General features: G+C 62.8%; 17 protein-coding genes. 5 read left to right on the forward strand and 12 right to left on the reverse strand.

Features of this window, described 5'->3' with window-relative positions; translation table 11 throughout:
* Positions 1-21 precede the first annotated feature (21 nt).
* The 3 genes from dxs (at position 22) to EP837_RS02575 (ending at position 2,793) form a co-directional block, all read left to right on the forward strand.
* Positions 22-1,956 (forward strand): 1-deoxy-D-xylulose-5-phosphate synthase, encoded by a 1,935-nt coding sequence (gene dxs / locus EP837_RS02565; protein WP_197486297.1) that lies wholly within the window; start codon positions 22-24, stop codon positions 1,954-1,956.
* A 65-nt stretch (positions 1,957-2,021) separates the two neighbouring features.
* Positions 2,022-2,477 (forward strand): SRPBCC family protein, encoded by a 456-nt coding sequence (locus EP837_RS02570; protein ID WP_066524192.1) that lies wholly within the window; start codon positions 2,022-2,024, stop codon positions 2,475-2,477.
* Positions 2,464-2,793, forward strand: a complete 330-nt coding sequence (locus EP837_RS02575; protein ID WP_066524194.1) for an ArsR/SmtB family transcription factor — start codon at positions 2,464-2,466, stop codon at positions 2,791-2,793. Before EP837_RS02570 ends, EP837_RS02575 begins: the two co-directional genes overlap by 14 nt.
* A 13-nt stretch (positions 2,794-2,806) precedes the next feature.
* Here the strand turns inward: EP837_RS02575 and EP837_RS02580 are convergent, their stop codons facing one another.
* The 8 genes from EP837_RS02580 to gpmA form a co-directional block, all read right to left on the reverse strand.
* Positions 2,807-3,220: a DUF3035 domain-containing protein gene (locus EP837_RS02580; protein WP_066524196.1), complete on the reverse strand. Its 414-nt coding sequence runs from the start codon at positions 3,218-3,220 to the stop codon at positions 2,807-2,809.
* On the reverse strand, positions 3,220-3,732 hold the full coding sequence (gene lspA / locus EP837_RS02585) for a signal peptidase II (RefSeq protein WP_066524198.1): 513 nt from the start codon (positions 3,730-3,732) through the stop codon (positions 3,220-3,222). Before lspA ends, EP837_RS02580 begins: the two co-directional genes overlap by 1 nt.
* A 142-nt stretch (positions 3,733-3,874) precedes the next feature.
* Positions 3,875-6,760, reverse strand: a complete 2,886-nt coding sequence (gene ileS, locus EP837_RS02590) for an isoleucine--tRNA ligase (RefSeq protein ID WP_066524202.1) — start codon at positions 6,758-6,760, stop codon at positions 3,875-3,877.
* Between the two features lie 159 nt (positions 6,761-6,919).
* Positions 6,920-7,861: a bifunctional riboflavin kinase/FAD synthetase gene (locus EP837_RS02595; protein WP_066524205.1), complete on the reverse strand. Its 942-nt coding sequence runs from the start codon at positions 7,859-7,861 to the stop codon at positions 6,920-6,922.
* Positions 7,862-7,904: 43 nt separating this feature from the next.
* Positions 7,905-8,405, reverse strand: a complete 501-nt coding sequence (locus EP837_RS02600) for a dihydrofolate reductase (protein ID WP_066524206.1) — start codon at positions 8,403-8,405, stop codon at positions 7,905-7,907.
* Entirely contained in the window at positions 8,402-9,472 is a 1,071-nt protein-coding gene (locus EP837_RS02605; protein ID WP_066524207.1) for a 5-(carboxyamino)imidazole ribonucleotide synthase, read from the reverse strand. The genes EP837_RS02600 and EP837_RS02605 overlap by 4 nt, the downstream gene beginning before the upstream one ends.
* A 1-nt stretch (position 9,473) precedes the next feature.
* Complete coding sequence (gene purE / locus EP837_RS02610; RefSeq protein ID WP_066524209.1) at positions 9,474-9,953, reverse strand: 5-(carboxyamino)imidazole ribonucleotide mutase; 480 nt, start codon at positions 9,951-9,953, stop codon at positions 9,474-9,476.
* 82 nt (positions 9,954-10,035) lie between these two features.
* Complete coding sequence (gene gpmA, locus EP837_RS02615; RefSeq protein ID WP_066528555.1) at positions 10,036-10,722, reverse strand: 2,3-diphosphoglycerate-dependent phosphoglycerate mutase; 687 nt, start codon at positions 10,720-10,722, stop codon at positions 10,036-10,038.
* Positions 10,723-10,873: 151 nt separating this feature from the next.
* Between gpmA and sppA the strand changes: the two genes are divergently transcribed.
* Positions 10,874-12,760, forward strand: coding sequence for a signal peptide peptidase SppA (gene sppA / locus EP837_RS02620; protein WP_066524211.1), 1,887 nt, complete (start codon positions 10,874-10,876; stop codon positions 12,758-12,760).
* A 98-nt stretch (positions 12,761-12,858) separates the two neighbouring features.
* Positions 12,859-13,236, forward strand: coding sequence for a VOC family protein (locus EP837_RS02625; protein ID WP_066524213.1), 378 nt, complete (start codon positions 12,859-12,861; stop codon positions 13,234-13,236).
* Between the two features lie 33 nt (positions 13,237-13,269).
* Here EP837_RS02625 and EP837_RS02630 read toward each other — a convergent pair whose 3' ends face one another.
* The 4 genes from EP837_RS02630 to EP837_RS02645 all read right to left on the reverse strand — a co-directional run bounded on the left by EP837_RS02630 (position 13,270) and on the right by EP837_RS02645 (position 17,151).
* Positions 13,270-13,905, reverse strand: a complete 636-nt coding sequence (locus EP837_RS02630; protein WP_066524217.1) for a trimeric intracellular cation channel family protein — start codon at positions 13,903-13,905, stop codon at positions 13,270-13,272.
* A 130-nt stretch (positions 13,906-14,035) separates the two neighbouring features.
* The gene (locus tag EP837_RS02635) at positions 14,036-14,581 is read right to left on the reverse strand and encodes a glutathione peroxidase (RefSeq protein ID WP_066528558.1); all 546 of its coding nucleotides are present in this window, start codon (positions 14,579-14,581) and stop codon (positions 14,036-14,038) included.
* Between the two features lie 40 nt (positions 14,582-14,621).
* Entirely contained in the window at positions 14,622-15,350 is a 729-nt protein-coding gene (locus tag EP837_RS02640) for a VIT1/CCC1 transporter family protein (RefSeq protein ID WP_156518368.1), read from the reverse strand.
* Positions 15,351-15,369: 19 nt separating this feature from the next.
* The gene (locus tag EP837_RS02645; RefSeq protein WP_066524219.1) at positions 15,370-17,151 is read right to left on the reverse strand and encodes an ABC-F family ATP-binding cassette domain-containing protein; all 1,782 of its coding nucleotides are present in this window, start codon (positions 17,149-17,151) and stop codon (positions 15,370-15,372) included.
* Between the last annotated feature and the right edge of the window lie 64 nt (positions 17,152-17,215).

Genomic DNA, 17,215 nt, shown 5'->3' on the forward strand with positions numbered 1-17,215 from the left:
GCCTAGCGCGCTCGGGAGTCTATGTCTTTCATGAATGATCGCCCCTCCACACCGCTGCTCGACCAGATTGTCTGGCCGGCGGACCTGCGCACGCTGAAGCCGGAACAGCTTCACCAGCTTGCCGACGAACTGCGGCAAGAGGTGATCTCCGCCGTTGGCGTTACCGGCGGCCATTTGGGTTCAGGACTGGGTGTAGTTGAGCTGACCACCGCCATCCATTATGTGTTCGACACGCCCAACGACAAGCTGGTCTGGGACGTCGGCCACCAATGCTATCCGCACAAGATCCTGACCGGCCGGCGCGACCGCATCCGTACGCTGCGGCAGGGCGGCGGCCTGTCTGGCTTCACCAAGCGGGCCGAAAGCGAATATGATCCGTTCGGCGCGGCGCATAGCTCGACATCGATCAGCGCGGCGCTCGGTTTTGCTGTAGCCAGCAAGCTTTCGGGCAAAGCCGGCAAAGGCATTGCGGTTATCGGTGACGGCGCCATGTCGGCCGGCATGGCCTATGAGGCGATGAATAATGCGCGCGAGGCCGGGAACCGGCTGATCGTGATCCTCAACGACAATGACATGTCCATCGCGCCTCCGGTGGGCGGCCTGTCGGCCTATCTTGCTCGCCTAGTGTCCAGCCGTGAGTTCCTTGGCCTGCGCGATCTGGCGAAGCGCCTCGCGCGCCGGCTGCCCCGGCCGCTGCACAATGCTGCCCGCAAGACGGACGAATTTGCACGCGGCATGGCGATGGGCGGCACGTTGTTCGAGGAACTGGGCTTTTATTATGTAGGCCCGATCGACGGACATAATCTGGACCAGCTGATTCCCGTCCTTGAAAATGTGCGCGACGCGGCCGAAGGTCCCTGCCTCGTCCATGTCGTTACGCAAAAGGGCAAGGGTTATGCGCCCGCTGAAGCCGCAGCTGATAAATATCATGGCGTGCAGAAATTCGACGTCATCACGGGCGCGCAGGCTAAGGCGCCTCCTGGCCCGCCCAGCTATACCGCCGTGTTCGCGAAGGCGCTGATTGCCGAAGCGCAACGCGACGAGACCATCTGCGCAATCACAGCAGCGATGCCCTCGGGCACAGGCCTCGACAAATTCGCTGAGAGCTTCCCGGCTCGCTCCTTCGATGTGGGCATCGCCGAACAGCATGCAGTGACCTTCGCGGCCGGACTGGCTGCCCAAGGCATGCGCCCGTTCTGCGCGATCTATTCGACCTTCCTGCAGCGCGCCTATGATCAGGTCGTGCATGATGTTGCGATCCAGAATTTGCCGGTGCGTTTCGCTATTGATCGGGCGGGACTGGTGGGCGCGGATGGATCGACGCACGCTGGCAGTTTCGACATTACCTATCTCGCCACGCTCCCGAACATGGTTGTCATGGCTGCGGCCGACGAGGCAGAACTGGTGCACATGGTTCACACCTGCGCGGTCTATGATGATGGCCCGATCGCCGTTCGCTACCCACGCGGCAACGGCATAGGCATACCGCTGCCTGAAACGCCCGAGCGGCTGGAAATCGGCAAGGGCCGGATCGTACGAGAGGGGCGGCAGGTCGCTATTCTCTCCCTCGGAACCCGGCTTGAAGAAGCGCTGAAGGCCGCCGAGGTGCTGGAAGCCAAGGGTCTGTCCACGACCGTAGCTGACCTGCGGTTCGCCAAGCCACTCGATGAGGCGATGATCCGTCGCCTGCTGACGACCCACGAAGTCGCCGTGACGATCGAGGAAGGCGCGATCGGCGGTTTGGGCGCGCATGTGCTGACGCTGGCTAGCGACCTTGGTCTGATAGACAATGGCCTAAAGCTGCGGACGATGCGCTTACCGGACGTTTTTCAGGATCAGGACAAGCCTGAGCTGCAATATGCCGACGCGCGTCTGGACGCGGTAGCGATTGTGGAGACGGTGCTGACAGCACTTCGCCACAACAGTCCCGGCATCGGCACAGAGGCTCGCGCTTGAATCGCAACCAAATGGTTGCTTAACTCACCCAGAGGGCGCATGTCTGCAATCAGGAGGTTGCCGACATGCCTGAGTCCATCACAAAGAGCGTCGATATCGCCGCGCCCATTGAACGCGTCTGGGATGCGCTCATCAATCATGAGAAGTTCGGAACGTGGTTCCGTGTAGCGTTGGATCAGCCTTTTGTTGTCGGCCAGCCATCCACGGGACATATGACCTATCCAGGCTATGAGGATTATCGCTGGGAGGCGCGGGTAGTAGCGATCGAGCCCATGAGGCGCTTCGCATATGAGTGGCCAGCCACCGGCGGCGACAAGGAGTTGATGGAGAGTGGCGTGCCCGTCCAGGAATGGACGCTGGTGGAATTTCTACTCGAACCGACGGGGGATGGCACGCTGCTGACGGTGACCGAAAGCGGCTTTGATAAGGTGCCGGAGCCTCGACGGAGCGATGTCATGCGCTCCAATGATGGCGGTTGGACGGAGCAGGTTCAGACCATCCGCGCCTATGTTGAAGGTTGAGAACGCCCCTGCCCGGCTTTTTGCGGCTCTGGGCGATGTAACGCGGCTGGGATTGATAAGTCATCTCTCCGACGGCACGGCGCGCTCCATAGTTCAACTGGGCGAAGGCTTGCCGATCACTCGGCAGGCCGTTGCAAAGCATCTGGATGTGCTACTAGGCGCTGGATTGGTGGAACGCACCCGGAGTGGCCGGGAAGCGCTCTTCGCTCTGCGCGCGGAAGCGGTTGCGGAAGCGCGAGACTGGCTTGCTCAGGTCGGTAGCCAGTGGGAAGAAACTTTGGGCCGGTTCAAGACCTTTGTCGAGAACCAGCCCTAAGCCTTTGTTGCAATTATTGCTGTGGGACAGCCGCGCGCGCATCCTGGCCGTCGCCTTCCGGAGCGGCGATGATTTCACGAGTCGTAGCGCCCTTATCCACAACCTCGGTCCCCGGATCACCAACGGAGGAACGAATGCCCGCAGCAGCATTGGCGCGACCCGCAGCCGTCAAGGCAGCCGCCTCGGCAGCGCTGCGCTGAGCCGGGCCACCAAACATGGCTTCCACTGCAGCGCGGCTGGAATCGACTGACGCGGCGGCTGGAGTGCCGGGTGCGGGCGGGACCAGCGCGTAATCAGGCGGGATCACCAGTGGAGCCTGGCGCGACACGGCGAACTCATCGGGGCGGTCACGGTTGAAAAGGCCGCCGCCACCGCCGCAAGCGGACAGCATCGAAATCAGGCCAGCGGCGAGGATCAGTTTACGCATTAGTTCAATGACTCCGTCTTTGCGCCCTTCTCGCGCAGCAGAAGCGCCCGCGCAAGAAGGATCAACACGCCGAAAGTGATGGCCGCATCAGCCAGGTTGAAAATCAGGAAGGGCCGCCATTCACCGAAATGCAGGTCGGCATAATCGACCACATAGCCGAGGCGCACGCGATCCACGATATTGCCGATCGCACCGCCAAGGACGAGGCCGAGCGCCGCAACGTCCTGCCGCGCCTTTTCACGCCACATCCACACGCCCACGAAACCCGCGATCAACATGGTCATCCCGACCAAAATCCAGCGCATCATGTTCGTGTCCGCGTGGAAAAAGCCCATCGAAACGCCCCGATTTTCGAGCCAACGCAGGCGGAAGATCGGCAGGATTTCGATGCCGTCATCCAACCGGCTCTTAAGGGCGAGCGGATAGGTGACGGTATATTTGATGAGCTGGTCCATCGCCAAAGTGACGATCGCGACAATCAACCCAAGGGGGCGGTGATTGACGACGGCCATCAGCAGTACGAGCCGCAGGATTTGAGTGGCAAAGATGACACGAGAGAACCCCAGAGAAGCGCCATATTATTCCTGTTTTCCTGCAGCCCCATCCCGCGCTGGGCATATAGCCCGGTACAGCGCGTGTAGGACAGAGCAAAGATCATGCACCAAGCACTTCATCGCAGCGGTTGCAAAGGGTGCCGTCTTCCTCAACTTCCGGCAGCAGGCGCCAGCAGCGGCCGCATTTGTGCCAGTCGCTGGGCTTGACGATAATGCCGTCGCCCACACCCGTTTCGATGCGCGCGACGATGGCGATTTCGGCGAAGTTCACACCGTCACTGGGGACCTGCTCGCCCATGGTGACGTCGGCCTCTAGGCTGGAGCGGATCACCTTTTCGCGGCGGAGCGGTTCGATGGCTTCGTTGACCTGATTGCGCTGGCTGCGCAGGGCGGTCCATTTGCCTTCGAGGCCGCTGTCGAGCCAAGCCGCATCGATCTCGGGCCATTCAAGGAAGTGCACGCTTTCTTCTTCATTTGGATAGCGGCTTTGCCACACTTCCTCAGCAGTGAAGGGTATGATCGGCGCGGCATAGCGGACGAGCGCGTGGAACAGCGTGTTGAGCACCGTGCGATAAGCGCGGCGCTTAAGGTCCGACTTCGCATCGCAGTAGAGGCAGTCCTTGCGGATGTCGAAGAAGAAAGCCGACAGGTCGCTGTTGGCGAAATCGAACAGGGCGCGGGTATAGCGGCTGAATTCCAGCCAATTCTCGCTCCCCGCCGCCTTATCGACCACGGCCCTGAGGTCCGCATCGAGCTTGGAGAGCAGGTGGAGCATGTAGCGCTCCAATTCCGGCATTTCGTTGACGGGCAGCTTTTCCTCTTCGGAAAAATCAGAAAGAGCGCCAAGCAAGTAGCGGAAACTATTGCGGAGTTTGCGATAGGCGTCAGAGGATCCGGCCAGCACTTCCTTGCCGATGCGGACGTCATCGAAATAGTCGGTGCTTGCGACCCAGACGCGAAGGATGTCGGAGCCGCTTTCGCCGATCACCTTCAGCGGATCGACCACATTGCCGAGGCTCTTCGACATTTTCCGGCCCTGGCCGTCCAGCGCGAAGCCGTGCGTGAGGACGGCGTCATAAGGTGCGCGACCGCGGGTGCCGCTGGCTTCCAGCAGCGAGGACTGGAACCAGCCGCGATGCTGGTCGGAGCCTTCGAGATAGAGGTCGGCGCGGACGCCTTCTCCATAGCGGCCCTCGACAACGAAGCTGTGGGTTGAGCCGCTGTCGAACCAGACATCGAGAATGTCGTTCACCACCTCATAGTCATTGAGGTCGTAATCGGGACCAAGAAACGCCTGGTGATCCGCACCGAACCAAGCGTCGGCGCCCGCGCTCTTGAAAGCTTCGATGATGCGAGCGTTGACCGCCTTATCAACGAGATACTCGCCCGTCTTCCGATTAACATAGAGGGCGATAGGGACGCCCCAGGCGCGCTGGCGGCTGATCACCCAATCGGGGCGGCCCTCCACCATCGAGCGGATGCGGTTGATCGAGCGCTCCGGCACCCACCGGGTCTTTTCGATGGCGTCGAGCGCGGTGCCGCGCAGGGTCGCGCCGTTACCTTGGGCAGCGAGGATCGCTTCTTCTTCGGCGCAGCGCGGGATGATGCCGTCGCCGATCGCGCGGTCCATCGGGATGAACCATTGCGGTGTGCAACGGAAAATGATCTTCGCCTTGGAACGCCAGCTATGCGGATAGCTATGCTTGAAGTCATCCGACGCGGCGAGCAGACCTCCGGCTTCGCGCAGGTCGGTGCAGATCGGGCCATCCTTGCTGACGAATTTCGGGTTGATGACCGATCCCTGGCCGCCGAGCCACGCCCAATCCTCGCGATATTTTCCGTCATTTTCGACGGCGAAGACGGGGTTGATGCCATGCGCCTTGCAGAGTCCGAAATCGTCTTCGCCATGGTCAGGGGCCATGTGAACAAGGCCAGTGCCGGCGTCCGTGGTGACGAAATCACCGGGCAGGAACGGGCGGGGCTTGGCGTAAAAGGCGAGCGCAGCCTCATCCACAGGAGCGGGACCCTGGCTTCCGCCGGGATGACGAAGGAGGTTGTAGATCGGATGGCGCGCCACAGCTCCAGCGAGTTGCGAGCCCTTGAAGTGCTTGTGCGGCTGCGCATGGAGCAGGCCAGTGCGCTCCTTGAACGGGCCGATCAGAGCTTCGGCGATAAGGAACTTCCGCCCTTCACCTTCAAGCAGGACATAATCGACCTCCGGCCCGTAGGCCAAAGCCTGGTTCACCGGGATAGTCCAAGGCGTCGTCGTCCAGATCACCGCATGGGCGCCGACCAGTTCGGGCGCGTTGGGCGCATCGACAATCTCGAACGCCACATCGATCTGGGTCGAGACGATGTCCTCATATTCGACTTCCGCCTCGGCCAACGCAGTCTTTTCGACCGGGGACCACATGACGGGCTTCGCCCCGCGATAAAGTTGGCCGCTCTCCGCAAATTTCAGCAGTTCAGACACGATGGTAGCTTCGGCGTCGAACTTCATTGTGAGATAGGGATCGTCCCAATCACCCATTACGCCGAGGCGCTTGAACTGCTCCTTCTGAACCCCGACCCATTTGTCCGCATAGGCACGGCATTGAGCGCGGAATTCCTGTGCGGGAACCTCGTCCTTATTCTGCTTCTTTTTGCGATACTCCTCCTCGATCTTCCATTCGATCGGAAGACCGTGGCAGTCCCAGCCGGGCACATAGGGCGCGTCCTTGCCGAGCAGCGACTGGCTGCGGACGATGATGTCCTTCAGCACCTTGTTCATCGCATGGCCCATATGGATGTCGCCATTGGCGTAGGGCGGGCCATCATGAAGGATGAAGCGTTCGCGGCCCTTCCGCCGTTCGCGCAGCTTGCCGTAGAGGTCCATTTCCTCCCATCGCGCGAGGATCGCCGGTTCTTTCTGCGCCAGGCCCGCCTTCATCGGGAAGTCGGTGACGGGGAGAAAGACGGTGGACTTGTAGTCAGGCTGATCGGTCATCTTCGGTCCGGCACTAAAACTCACCGTTCGTGCTGAGTGGGGACTGAGCTTGGCGAAGGCCCGTATCGAAGCATCTGCGCAAGACCAAATCCTTCGATACGCCATTTCGACAAGCTCAATGGCTACTCAGGACGAACGGAGTAAAATGGAAAGTGCGCCCTACGCGAGGTGTGGCGTTCTCGCAAGGATTTGCCGCGCGGCGTCGCAGTCCTTGGCGATCTGGGCTGTGAGCGCCTCCAGCCCGTCATATTTCGCCTCGGGCCGGAGATAGTCGATCAGTTGCACTTCGATGCACTGATCATAAAGGCTTTCGGCGAAATCGAAGAAGTGGGGCTCCAGCAATTCCTTCGGCGGATCGAAGCTGGGGCGGACGCCAAGATTGGCCGCTCCATCCAACACGCGGCCGTCGGACAGCAATCCGCGAACCGCGTAGATACCATAGGCGGGGCGAAGATAATGGCCAAGGTCGATATTGGCGGTAGGAAAGCCGATCGTGCGGCCGAGCTTGTCGCCGTGCTGAACCAGCCCCTGAATGGCGAAAGGCCGGGTCAAAAGGCGAGTAGCCGTCGCGCAATCGCCCGATTTCAGCGCTGCGCGGATGCGGCTGGAGGACACGACTTCCCCGCGCTCATCGGTGACAGGCGCGACTGCTTCGGCACTCATGCCGCGCGCCGCGCCAAGCTGCGCCAAGGTCGCCACCGTGCCGCTGCGGCCCTGGCCGAAGGTGAAATCCTGGCCTGTGACCACGCCCGCGACGCCCATCCCTTCGACCAGCAGTTCGACGAAATGCTCGGGGTCCAGCGCAGCGAGTTGGCGGGTGAAGGCGAAAACGAGCATGGCGTCCGACCCTGCCTTGGCAAAAAGAGCTTGCCGCTGATCCAGCGTGGTAAGGCGGAACCAGGGCGTATTCGGGCGGAAAAGGCGCATCGGATGCGGATCGAAGGTCGCAATGATGACGGGACGTCCTTCCGCGCGGGCGCGAGCGACTGCCCGGCCGACGACCGCCTGATGGCCGAGGTGAAACCCGTCAAAATTGCCCAGCGCCATGATGCTCCCGCGCAAATGGGCGGGGATCGGGACGCCGCTTTCAAGCCGCTCCATGGCGGTGGCTATAGGGACCTGCCCCGCCGCTGGCAATGCGGCTTCATGGCGCAGTGCGGCGGCGGAAGGTGACGAAGCTGTAGGCGGGATATTCGCCCTGCGCGGCATGATCCTGCCGCGCGACCTCCTGCCATTCGGCAGCGTCGGGATAGGGAATGGCCGCATCGCCGGGCGTATCCAGATGAACCTCGGTGAGTTCGATGCGGTCGGCTTGTGGAAGGAACAGCTGGTGGATTTCCGCGCCGCCGATCACCATGACCACGGGCGCGTCCGCCAAACGGATCGCTCCGGCAACGTCATGAGTGACCTCCGCGCCTTCACGGCTCCATCCGGCGTCGCGAGTGAGGACGATATGACGGCGGCTGGGAAGCAGGCCCGGCAGGCTGTCGAAAGTCTTGCGGCCCATGATCATGGGATGACCAAGGGTGAGCGCCTTGAAATGCTTGAGGTCCGCTGGAAGCCGCCAGGGGAGTCCGCCGTCCCTACCGATCACGCCATTGTCGGCGCGGGCGAGGATGAGGACGATCTCCGGCTTTGCACTCACAGCGTTAGCCGGGTGACATGGCCCATCTTGCGCCCGGCACGCGCTTCATGCTTGCCGTAGAGGTGCAGATGAGCGGCCGGATCGGTCATGATCGCCTGCCATTCATTCGCTTCGTCGCCGATCAAGTTGCGCATTTCCACCCGCTTGGCGGCGAGGCGGGTGTCACCCAAAGGCAGACCGCAAATGGCGCGGACGTGATTTTCGAACTGGCTGGTGACGGCGCCTTCGATGGTCCAATGGCCGCTATTGTGCACGCGCGGAGCCATTTCGTTGAAGACCGGGCCATCGGCGCTGGCGAAAAACTCCAGGGTCAGTACGCCGACATAGTCCAGTGCGGCAGCGACCTGCGCGGCAAGGGCCCGCGCACCCTCTACCTGCGCCTCGATGCGTTCACCTGCAGGAGCCGTGGAGGTGGACAGGATGCCATCGACATGGACGTTGACGGGCGAATCCCAGAAGCGGACTTCACCGTCCGCGCCGCGCGCCAGGATGACGGAAAACTCCTCCTCAAAAGTCACGAAGCCTTCAAGGATCGCGCTCTGCCGGCCGATCGCGTTCCAGGCGCCGACTGCATCGCCCGGCTCGTTCAGGCGCGCCTGCCCCTTGCCGTCATAGCCCATGCGGTTGGTTTTCAGAATCGCGCGGCTGCCGATGGTGGCGATCGCCTGCTCCAGATCGTCGAGGCTCTCTACCGATGCGAAGGGCGCGGTGAGCCCGCCCAGGTCGCGCACGAAGCTCTTTTCCGCCAGTCGGTCCTGCGCCACGCGCAACGCTTGTGCGCCCGGACGGACCAGGCCGTGGGTGGCGAGCACTTCGACCGCTGAAGGGTCGATATTCTCGAACTCATAAGTGACGACATCGACGCTGTCTGCGAAAGCCGCCAGCGCGGCCGCATCCTCATAGGCGCCCTGGGTCCAGCGCGGAGAGACGTCAGCAGCCGGGCCGCTCGTCTCGGGTGCATAAATGTGGGTGCGATAGCCCAGTTGCGCGGCGGCGATCGCGATCATGCGGCCGAGCTGGCCGCCGCCAAGAATGCCGATGGTGGAACCGGGCGCGATGGTCGTCATCTTATTCGGGCGTCTCCGCGACGTCGTTGGTCTGCTTTTCACGCCACATGTCGAGCCGCTCCGCCAGCGCGTCGTCGGTGGTGGCCAGGATCGAGGCGGCGAGCAGCGCGGCGTTAATCGCGCCGGGCTTTCCGATAGCAAGAGTGCCAACGGGTATGCCGCCGGGCATCTGCACGATCGAAAGGAGGGAATCCATGCCCTTCAGCGACTTAGATTCGACCGGCACACCCAGCACCGGGAGGCGCGTCATCGAAGCGGCCATCCCGGGGAGATGAGCCGCGCCCCCTGCCCCGGCGATGATGACCTTCAGGCCACGGGACACCGCGCCGGTCGCATAGTCGTAAAGCCGCTGCGGCGTGCGATGGGCCGAGACCACCTTGCATTCATGCGGGACGCCGAGAGCGGTCAGCGTCTCGGCCGCATGACGCATCGTTTCCCAATCGGAACGCGATCCCATGATGATGCCGACTTTAGCGGTCATTCGCCTGACTTCCCCTGATGGCGCGGAAAGCAAAGCCCCTTAGCGGCAGGACCGGAAAGGGGCAATGCGGGATTTGGAACGCTCAACGCTCCGACAGATAATAGCGCTCCTTCGCGGTCAGATCGTCGGCCAGGTCATAGACGATCGGCTGGCCGGTCGGGATCTCCAGTTCGGTGATTTCGTCATCGGGTATACCAGACAGATGCTTGACCAGAGCGCGCAGCGAATTGCCGTGGGCGGAAATAAGGACGCGCTTGCCCGCTTTCAATTCCGGCACGATCCGGCTTTCCCAATAGGGCAGCACGCGCGCGATCGTATCCTTGAGCGATTCCGTGGAAGGAATGGCGATGCCGTCATAGCGGCGGTCTTTCGACAGGTCGAACTCACCGCCCGGCTCCAGCACTGGCGGCGGAATGTCGAAGCTGCGGCGCCAGATCTTGACCTGCGCGTCGCCATGCTTGGCGGCCGTCTCCGCCTTGTTAAGGCCGGTGAGCCCGCCATAGTGCCGTTCATTCAGGCGCCAGTCCTTTTCGACAGGCAGCCACAGCCGGCCCATTTCCTCCAGCGCCAGGTTCAGCGTCTTGATCGCGCGCGTCTGGACCGAGGTGAAGCAGCGATCGAAGTCCAGTCCCTTGGCCGACAGCAACTGGCCAGCAGCGCGCGCTTCCTCCACGCCCTTTTCCGTCAGGTCCACGTCCCACCAGCCGGTGAAGCGGTTTTCCAGGTTCCAGGCCGATTGGCCATGACGGATCAGAACGAGTGTGGGCATGAAACGCTTCTCCTGCACTAAGCGAATGTTGGCGCTTCCCATAACGCCGGAAATCACGGGCGCAAGCTTGTGCGCCCGGCCCACCGCCCCACATTGCAGTCGGTCCGCCGATCGGATAGCTCGAAGGACAGTTGAAAAAGGAACTGGCAACTTGGCATTTGTGAAGGGTGTTTGGCGCATATTGGTCGCCATCAAGGACGGGCTGGTGCTGCTGCTCCTGCTTGGTTTCTTCGGCCTGCTCTATGCCGCCCTGTCCTGGTCCCCCAAGCCTGCCCGCAGCGTCAGCAGCGGCGCCTTGCTATTGAAGCTCGACGGCACGATCGTCGAGCAGCCTGCGGAGATCGATCCATTTTCCCTGCTGACCGGATCGGGGCAGGAGACCAGGGAATATCGGCTGTCCGACATCGTTACCGCGCTGGAAGCAGCCAGGACCGATGACAAGGTCAAGGCGGTTGTCCTGAACCTCGATGGGTTCCTGGGCGGCGGCCAAGTTGCCCTGTCACGCGTGGGCAAGGCGCTGGACGGCGTTCGCGCCGCGAACAAGCCGGTCTTCGCCTTTGCGACCATCTACAGCGATGACAGCTATCAACTTGCTGCCCATGCCAGCGAAAGCTGGGTCGATCCGCTGGGCGGCGTCGCCATTCTGGGCCGCGGCGGTTCAGGGCTTTATTACAAGGGCCTGATCGACAAGCTGGGCGTCAACACGCACGTCTATCGCGTCGGCACTTACAAGAGTTTCGTCGAACCCTTCATCCGCTCCGATCAATCGCCCGAGGCGCGGCAGGCCAATCAGGCGCTGGCTGATGCGCTGTGGGAAGGTTGGCAGCAGGAAGTCGCTCGGGCCCGCCCGAAAGCCAAGCTGGCCGCCTATGCCGCCAATCCTGCAGGCGCAGCCGAAGCCGCACGCGGCAACCTGGCGAAGGCGGCCCTGAGTGCGGGACTGATCGACCGGCTGGGCGATGAAGCGGCTTTCGGTGAGCGGGTGGCGCAAGTTGCTGGCGAACCTTCCGACGAACGGCCTGGCGACTTCGCCAGCATCGACCTTCCCACTTACGCCAAGGCGCACCGGCCAGCCAATAATGGCCAGATCGGCGTGATCACGATCGCAGGCGAGATCGTCGATGGCGATGCGGGACCCGGGAGCGCGGCCGGAGACACGATCTCCGCGCTGCTTTACAAGGCCCTGTCCGAAAAGGAACTGAAGGCGCTGGTGGTCCGCGTCGATTCCCCCGGCGGCTCCGTCATGGCATCGGAAAAGATCCGGCAGGCCATCATGGAGGCCAAGCGGGAAGGACTGCCTGTCGTCGTGTCGATGGGCAATGTCGCGGCGAGTGGCGGCTATTGGGTTTCGACCCCCGCCGACCTGATCCTCGCCGAGCCCGGCACGATCACCGGATCCATCGGCGTCTTCGGCATCTTGCCGAGCTTTGAAGGAACGCTGGCCAAGCTCGGTATCACCACGGATGGAGTGCGCACCACGCCGCTATCGGGCCAACCGGACCTTGCGGCCGGGACGACGCCGGAGTTCGATCGCATCATGCAGATGGGGATCGAGGACATTTACGGCCGCTTTGTCGGCTTAGTGGCCAAAGCCCGCCGCAAATCGCCCCAGCAGATCGACGCCATCGCCCAAGGCCGCGTCTGGGACGGCGGCACGGCGCGACAGATCGGCTTGGTCGATCGCTTCGGCGGCCTTGAAGAGGCGATCGCGGAAGCAGCCAAGCTCGCCAAGCTCGACCCCGCGAAGGCAAAAACCTACCGCATCGAGAAGGAACCCGACAAATTCGCCGAGTTCATCCAGTCGATGACCGAACGCGACGACGAGGATGCCGACACGGCACGCGACATGCTGAGCCACCAGGCGATGATCCAGCGCCGCTGGGCAATGCAGGCCATCGCTGATGTGCGGGAATTGCTGAGCGGTGCAGGCGTGCGCGCCGATTGCCTTGAATGCAGAGGTTATGGCGCACCGAAGGCCGTGAGTGCAGCTGATCAGCGAGGCTTGATGGCGTTGCTGACTTCGATTTGGCGGGGGTGAGAGAAGTTAAAAGCGGCCATATCGCAAGACCGTTGCGCTTCGCCGAGTCTTCGCGCGAGGCGATTGGAACTCCCAGCGGGCGAGCACATTTGGCGAAGATGCTGCACCATATCTCCCTCGGCACGACCGACCTGGAACGAGCGCGCGCCTTTTATGACCCGGTCATGCATGAGTTGGGCATGCGGCGAACGTTGGATGTCAGTGACGCCATAGGGTACGGCGCTGGCATCACCGTCTTCAGCCTCAACCTTCCCGCAGACGGCGGCGGCGCGTCGGTTGGCAACGGGGTCCATGTTGCTTTCGAGGTTGAAAAACGAGCCGCTGTCGATGCATTTTTCAAGGCCGCAATAGCCCATGGCGGCTCAGGTGACGGTGCGCCTGGCCTAAGACCCGGATATGACGCCAATTACTATGCCGCCTTCGTTCGTGATCCGGACGGAAACAAGATCGAGGCTGTCACGTTCACCGCTGCCTGAAATGATACCGGCGATTGGCAAATCAAAGACGCTTTACTCACCCCGATAGACTGGCAACCCCAACCCTCTCCAGATCGCGATGGCCCGCAACAGAAAACCCAGCAGCGCAGCCACGACGCCCGCTACGGGTACATCCAGCCCCCACCAATGCAGCACCACGAACAAGCCCGATGCCAATGCGGCCGCAGTCACATAAAGCTCTGGGCGTAGCAGGATGGATGGCTCATGGGCGAGCAGGTCGCGAAGAATGCCGCCTACGCAACCCGTGACCACGCCCATCATGGCTGCGACGAGAGGCGGGATGCCGTAGCTCATCGCTTTGGCGGCTCCGAACACGGCGAAGGCCGCAAGGCCGATGGCGTCGAGCCAATCCAGCGCGCGGTCGCTCCACAGCCTGCGCGGGGTGAACCAGACGAGCAGGGCCGCGATCATGCAGGTGATGGCGGGGACCGGATCATGCACCCAAAAGACCGGCGCACCGATCAGTAGATCGCGCACGGTGCCGCCTCCCACCCCCGTTATCAGTGCGAAGAAGGCGAAGGTGACAAGCGTTTGGCCCAACCGCGCGGCGGCCAGCGCGCCGGACGCCGCGAAGACGAAGATCCCCACGATGCTGAGTGTTTCCAGCACCGGGCCGATCTGATGAAGGGCGATCGCAGATGGTATCATGAGGCGAGTTAGCCTCTGGCACCACTAGCTGTCGAGGGACGGCACAAGATAGAGTGCTGCGCCGACGTGCCGCTATTCCGGTTCGCTCGCCCTGTCGTACAGGCCGGCGCCAGAATAGCGGCGCTTGGCTTTACTTGGCCAATTCCGCCTCGATCGCCGACACCAGCGCGGGATCGTCGGGCGTGGTGGCGGGCGCGAAGCGTGCGGCGACCGTGCCGTCCTTGGCGATCAGGAATTTTTCGAAGTTCCACAGAACTTCAGGCTCTTCGGTCGGCGTCATGCCATATCCCTTGAGCTTGTCGCGGAACGCGTCGCCTTCGCCCTGCGCCTTGGGCTGCTCGCTGGTGAGGGCGGCATAAAGCGGGTGCTTTTCCGGGCCGGTCACGACGATCTTTTCGAACATGGGGAAATCGACGCCGAAATTGGTCGTGCAGAAAGTCGCAATCTCATCATTGCTGCCCGGCTCCTGCGCGCCGAAGTCGTTGGCGGGGAAACCCGCGACGACCAAGCCCTTGTCCTTATAATCGCGATAGAGCTTTTCGAGCCCCTCATATTGCGGGGTGAGGCCGCATTTGGAGGCGACATTGACCGCCAGCACCACCTTGCCCGTATAGTCCGCCAGGCTGGCGTCTGCGCCCTTGATCGTCTTCAGCGGAATTTGCTGGATCGAAGTCATGATCGTCTCCTTGAGATTCTTGAACGCGCGGACCTTGCCATCATATGGCCGCGCCGAAAAGCCTGCCCGCACCCGCCGTCACCACCATCGCCAGCATGCCCCAGAAGACCACTCGGCCGACCGAACGGGCAGTCTTCCCCCCGCCCAGCCGCGCGCCGACGTAACCGAGCAGCGCCAGGCACAGTAGCGATGTAATAACGATCACCGGAAGCGCTATGGAGGCAGGGCATAAGGCTGCTGCAACAACCGGGGCGAGCGCGCCCGCAGAAAAGGTCGCGGCGGATGTAAGCGCCGCCTGCACCGGCCGCGCGGTGCTGATGTTGGAAATGCCCAGCTCATCGCGGGCATGGGCGGCCAGTGCATCGGCGTCCATCAACTGCCGCGCCACCTCCCCGGCCAGTTCAGGCGTGAGGCCGCGCTCCACATAGATGCCGCGCAGTTCCTGCCACTCGACATCCGGTTGCTGCGCGATCGCTCGCTTTTCCTTGGCAAGGTCCGCCCGCTCCGTGTCGGACTGCGCGCTGACCGACACATATTCGCCGGCCGCCATGGACATGGCGCCCGCGACCAACGCTGCTATGCCCGACAGCAGAATCGCCTCACGTGCGGCCCCCGAGGCGGCGATGCCCGCAAGCAGGCTGGCGGTCGAGACGATGCCGTCATTCGCGCCTAGGACCGCCGCACGCAGCCAGCCCACGCGATTGACATAATGGACGGCGTGGTGCGCTTGCTCTGGCGCGCCTGCCGCTGATCCTTCCATCGCCGCCATGCCTTCGCGTCTCCTGCTGTCAGCCGTTTAGCCCCTCGGCCTTTTCCGCCAATTCCAGCCAGCGTTCCTCGGCCGCATCCTTGTCCGCGCGCGCCTGCTCGATCGCCTTGGTTAGCGCGGCGAAACGCTTGGGATCGCGGGCGTAGAGCGCAGGGTCAGCCATCGCCTCTTCATCGCGCGCTATGGCCTTCTCCAGTTCCTCGATGGTCTTGGGCAGCAGGTCCAGGTCACGCTGATCCTTGTAGCTGAGCTTGGTCGCGGCGGTCCTGGGCGGTGGCGGAGCGGCAGCGGCTTTCTTTTCCGCTTTGGGCGCGCTTTTCGGCTGGCGCTTGGCCACCCAGTCCGCATAGCCGCCGACGATCACATCGACCTGCCCCGAGCCGTCGAGGCCGAGCGTCACGGTCACTGTCCGGTCAAGGAAATCCCGGTCGTGGCTGACGATCAGCACCGTGCCGTCATAATCGGCAATGACCTCCTGCAGCAGGTCGAGCGTTTCGAGGTCAAGGTCGTTGGTCGGTTCGTCCAGCACGAGCAGGTTCGATTCGCGCGCGAACTCCCGCGCGAAGAGCAGACGCGACCGCTCGCCGCCCGACAGCGTGCCCACGCGCGCTTCGGCCAAAGACGGGTCGAAGAGAAATTCCTTCAGATAGCCGTGGACATGCTTGCGCACCCCGCGCACGTCGATCCAATCGCCGCCTTCGGCCAACACGTCGCGCACGCGCTTGTCGGCCTGCATCAGGCTGCGCTGCTGGTCGATGAAGATCATGTCGAGCGACTTGGCCTGCCTCACCACACCGGCATCCGGCGCGAGTTCGCCGGTCAGCAGCTTCAAGAGCGTCGTCTTGCCCGCGCCATTGCCGCCGACGATGCCGATCCGGTCGCCGCGCTGGATGCGCAGGGTGAAGTCCTTGATGACTGTGCGCGCGCCGAAGCTCTTCGTTACATGTTCCGCGGTGATGACGCTCTTCGTCTTGCTGTCGTCGGCAGCGACGGCGATCTTGGCGACGCCCTGCGGTCCGACCATCGCGGCACGCTGGGCGCGCATTTCCCACAGCTTCGCGAGGCGGCCCTGGTTGCGCTTGCGGCGGGCGGTGACGCCGCGCTGGAGCCAATGCGCCTCGATCTTGAGCTTTGCGTCGAGCTTTTCGGCCGCGCGGGCTTCTTCGGCATATACGGCTTCCATCCAATCCTCGAACCCGCCAAAGCCGATCTCGTTGCGGCGGATGGACCCCCGATCGAGCCACAGCGTCTGCCGCGTCAACCGGGTCAGGAAGGCGCGGTCGTGGCTGATGACGATGAACGCCCCGTTGTAGCGGCCCAGCCAGCCTTCCAGCCAATCGATTGCGTCAATGTCGAGATGGTTGGTCGGCTCGTCGAGCAGCAGCAAGTCGGGCTCGCTCGCCAATGCGCGGGCGATGGCGGCGCGGCGGCGCTCGCCCCCGCTGGCAGTCGCGGCTTCGCGGGACAGGTCGATGCCGAGCTGGCTCGCAATCGCCTCCACCTCATGCGCGGGCGGTGCAAATTGACCGGCCAGCGCAAAGTCTCGCAACGTCGCGAACTCAGCAACGTCCGGGTCCTGCTCGAGCATGATGACCCGCGCGCCGGGACGGACGGATCGCGTGCCCTCATCGGGCTCTACCTGCCCCGCGATCAGCTTCAGCAGCGTCGTCTTGCCCGCGCCATTGCGACCGATCAGCGCAAGCCGGTCCCGCTCGCCCACAAAAATGTCGAGATGGCGGAAAAGCCAATGCGTGCCTTGGCTGAGGCCAAGATTTTCAAAGGAGAATATGGGTGCCGGCATGGCCGTGCAGCTAGGACTTCCAGCGCGCCGGGGCAAGAGCATGTGGAACCGGAAGCTGTCCAAA

Origin of the sequence: Sphingobium sp. EP60837 (assembly GCF_001658005.1) — a bacterium.
GTDB lineage: Bacteria > Pseudomonadota > Alphaproteobacteria > Sphingomonadales > Sphingomonadaceae > Sphingobium > Sphingobium tyrosinilyticum.

What these genes read in the sequence shown, in the direction of transcription:
- lspA (WP_066524198.1), bottom strand. Translation starts at nt 3,732, where the DNA reads ATGGCCGTCGTCAATCACCGCCCCCTTGGGTTGATTGTCGCGATCGTC.
- EP837_RS02575 (WP_066524194.1), top strand. Translation starts at nt 2,464, where the DNA reads ATGTTGAAGGTTGAGAACGCCCCTGCCCGGCTTTTTGCGGCTCTGGGC.
- EP837_RS02645 (WP_066524219.1), bottom strand. Translation starts at nt 17,151, where the DNA reads ATGCCGGCACCCATATTCTCCTTTGAAAATCTTGGCCTCAGCCAAGGC.
- EP837_RS02640 (WP_156518368.1), bottom strand. Translation starts at nt 15,350, where the DNA reads ATGGCGGCGATGGAAGGATCAGCGGCAGGCGCGCCAGAGCAAGCGCAC.
- gpmA (WP_066528555.1), bottom strand. Translation starts at nt 10,722, where the DNA reads ATGCCCACACTCGTTCTGATCCGTCATGGCCAATCGGCCTGGAACCTG.
- EP837_RS02630 (WP_066524217.1), bottom strand. Translation starts at nt 13,905, where the DNA reads ATGATACCATCTGCGATCGCCCTTCATCAGATCGGCCCGGTGCTGGAA.
- purE (WP_066524209.1), bottom strand. Translation starts at nt 9,953, where the DNA reads ATGACCGCTAAAGTCGGCATCATCATGGGATCGCGTTCCGATTGGGAA.
- EP837_RS02605 (WP_066524207.1), bottom strand. Translation starts at nt 9,472, where the DNA reads ATGACGACCATCGCGCCCGGTTCCACCATCGGCATTCTTGGCGGCGGC.
- dxs (WP_197486297.1), top strand. Translation starts at nt 22, where the DNA reads ATGTCTTTCATGAATGATCGCCCCTCCACACCGCTGCTCGACCAGATT.
- EP837_RS02595 (WP_066524205.1), bottom strand. Translation starts at nt 7,861, where the DNA reads ATGGAGCGGCTTGAAAGCGGCGTCCCGATCCCCGCCCATTTGCGCGGG.
- ileS (WP_066524202.1), bottom strand. Translation starts at nt 6,760, where the DNA reads ATGACCGATCAGCCTGACTACAAGTCCACCGTCTTTCTCCCCGTCACC.
- EP837_RS02635 (WP_066528558.1), bottom strand. Translation starts at nt 14,581, where the DNA reads ATGACTTCGATCCAGCAAATTCCGCTGAAGACGATCAAGGGCGCAGAC.
- EP837_RS02625 (WP_066524213.1), top strand. Translation starts at nt 12,859, where the DNA reads ATGCTGCACCATATCTCCCTCGGCACGACCGACCTGGAACGAGCGCGC.
- EP837_RS02580 (WP_066524196.1), bottom strand. Translation starts at nt 3,220, where the DNA reads ATGCGTAAACTGATCCTCGCCGCTGGCCTGATTTCGATGCTGTCCGCT.
- EP837_RS02570 (WP_066524192.1), top strand. Translation starts at nt 2,022, where the DNA reads ATGCCTGAGTCCATCACAAAGAGCGTCGATATCGCCGCGCCCATTGAA.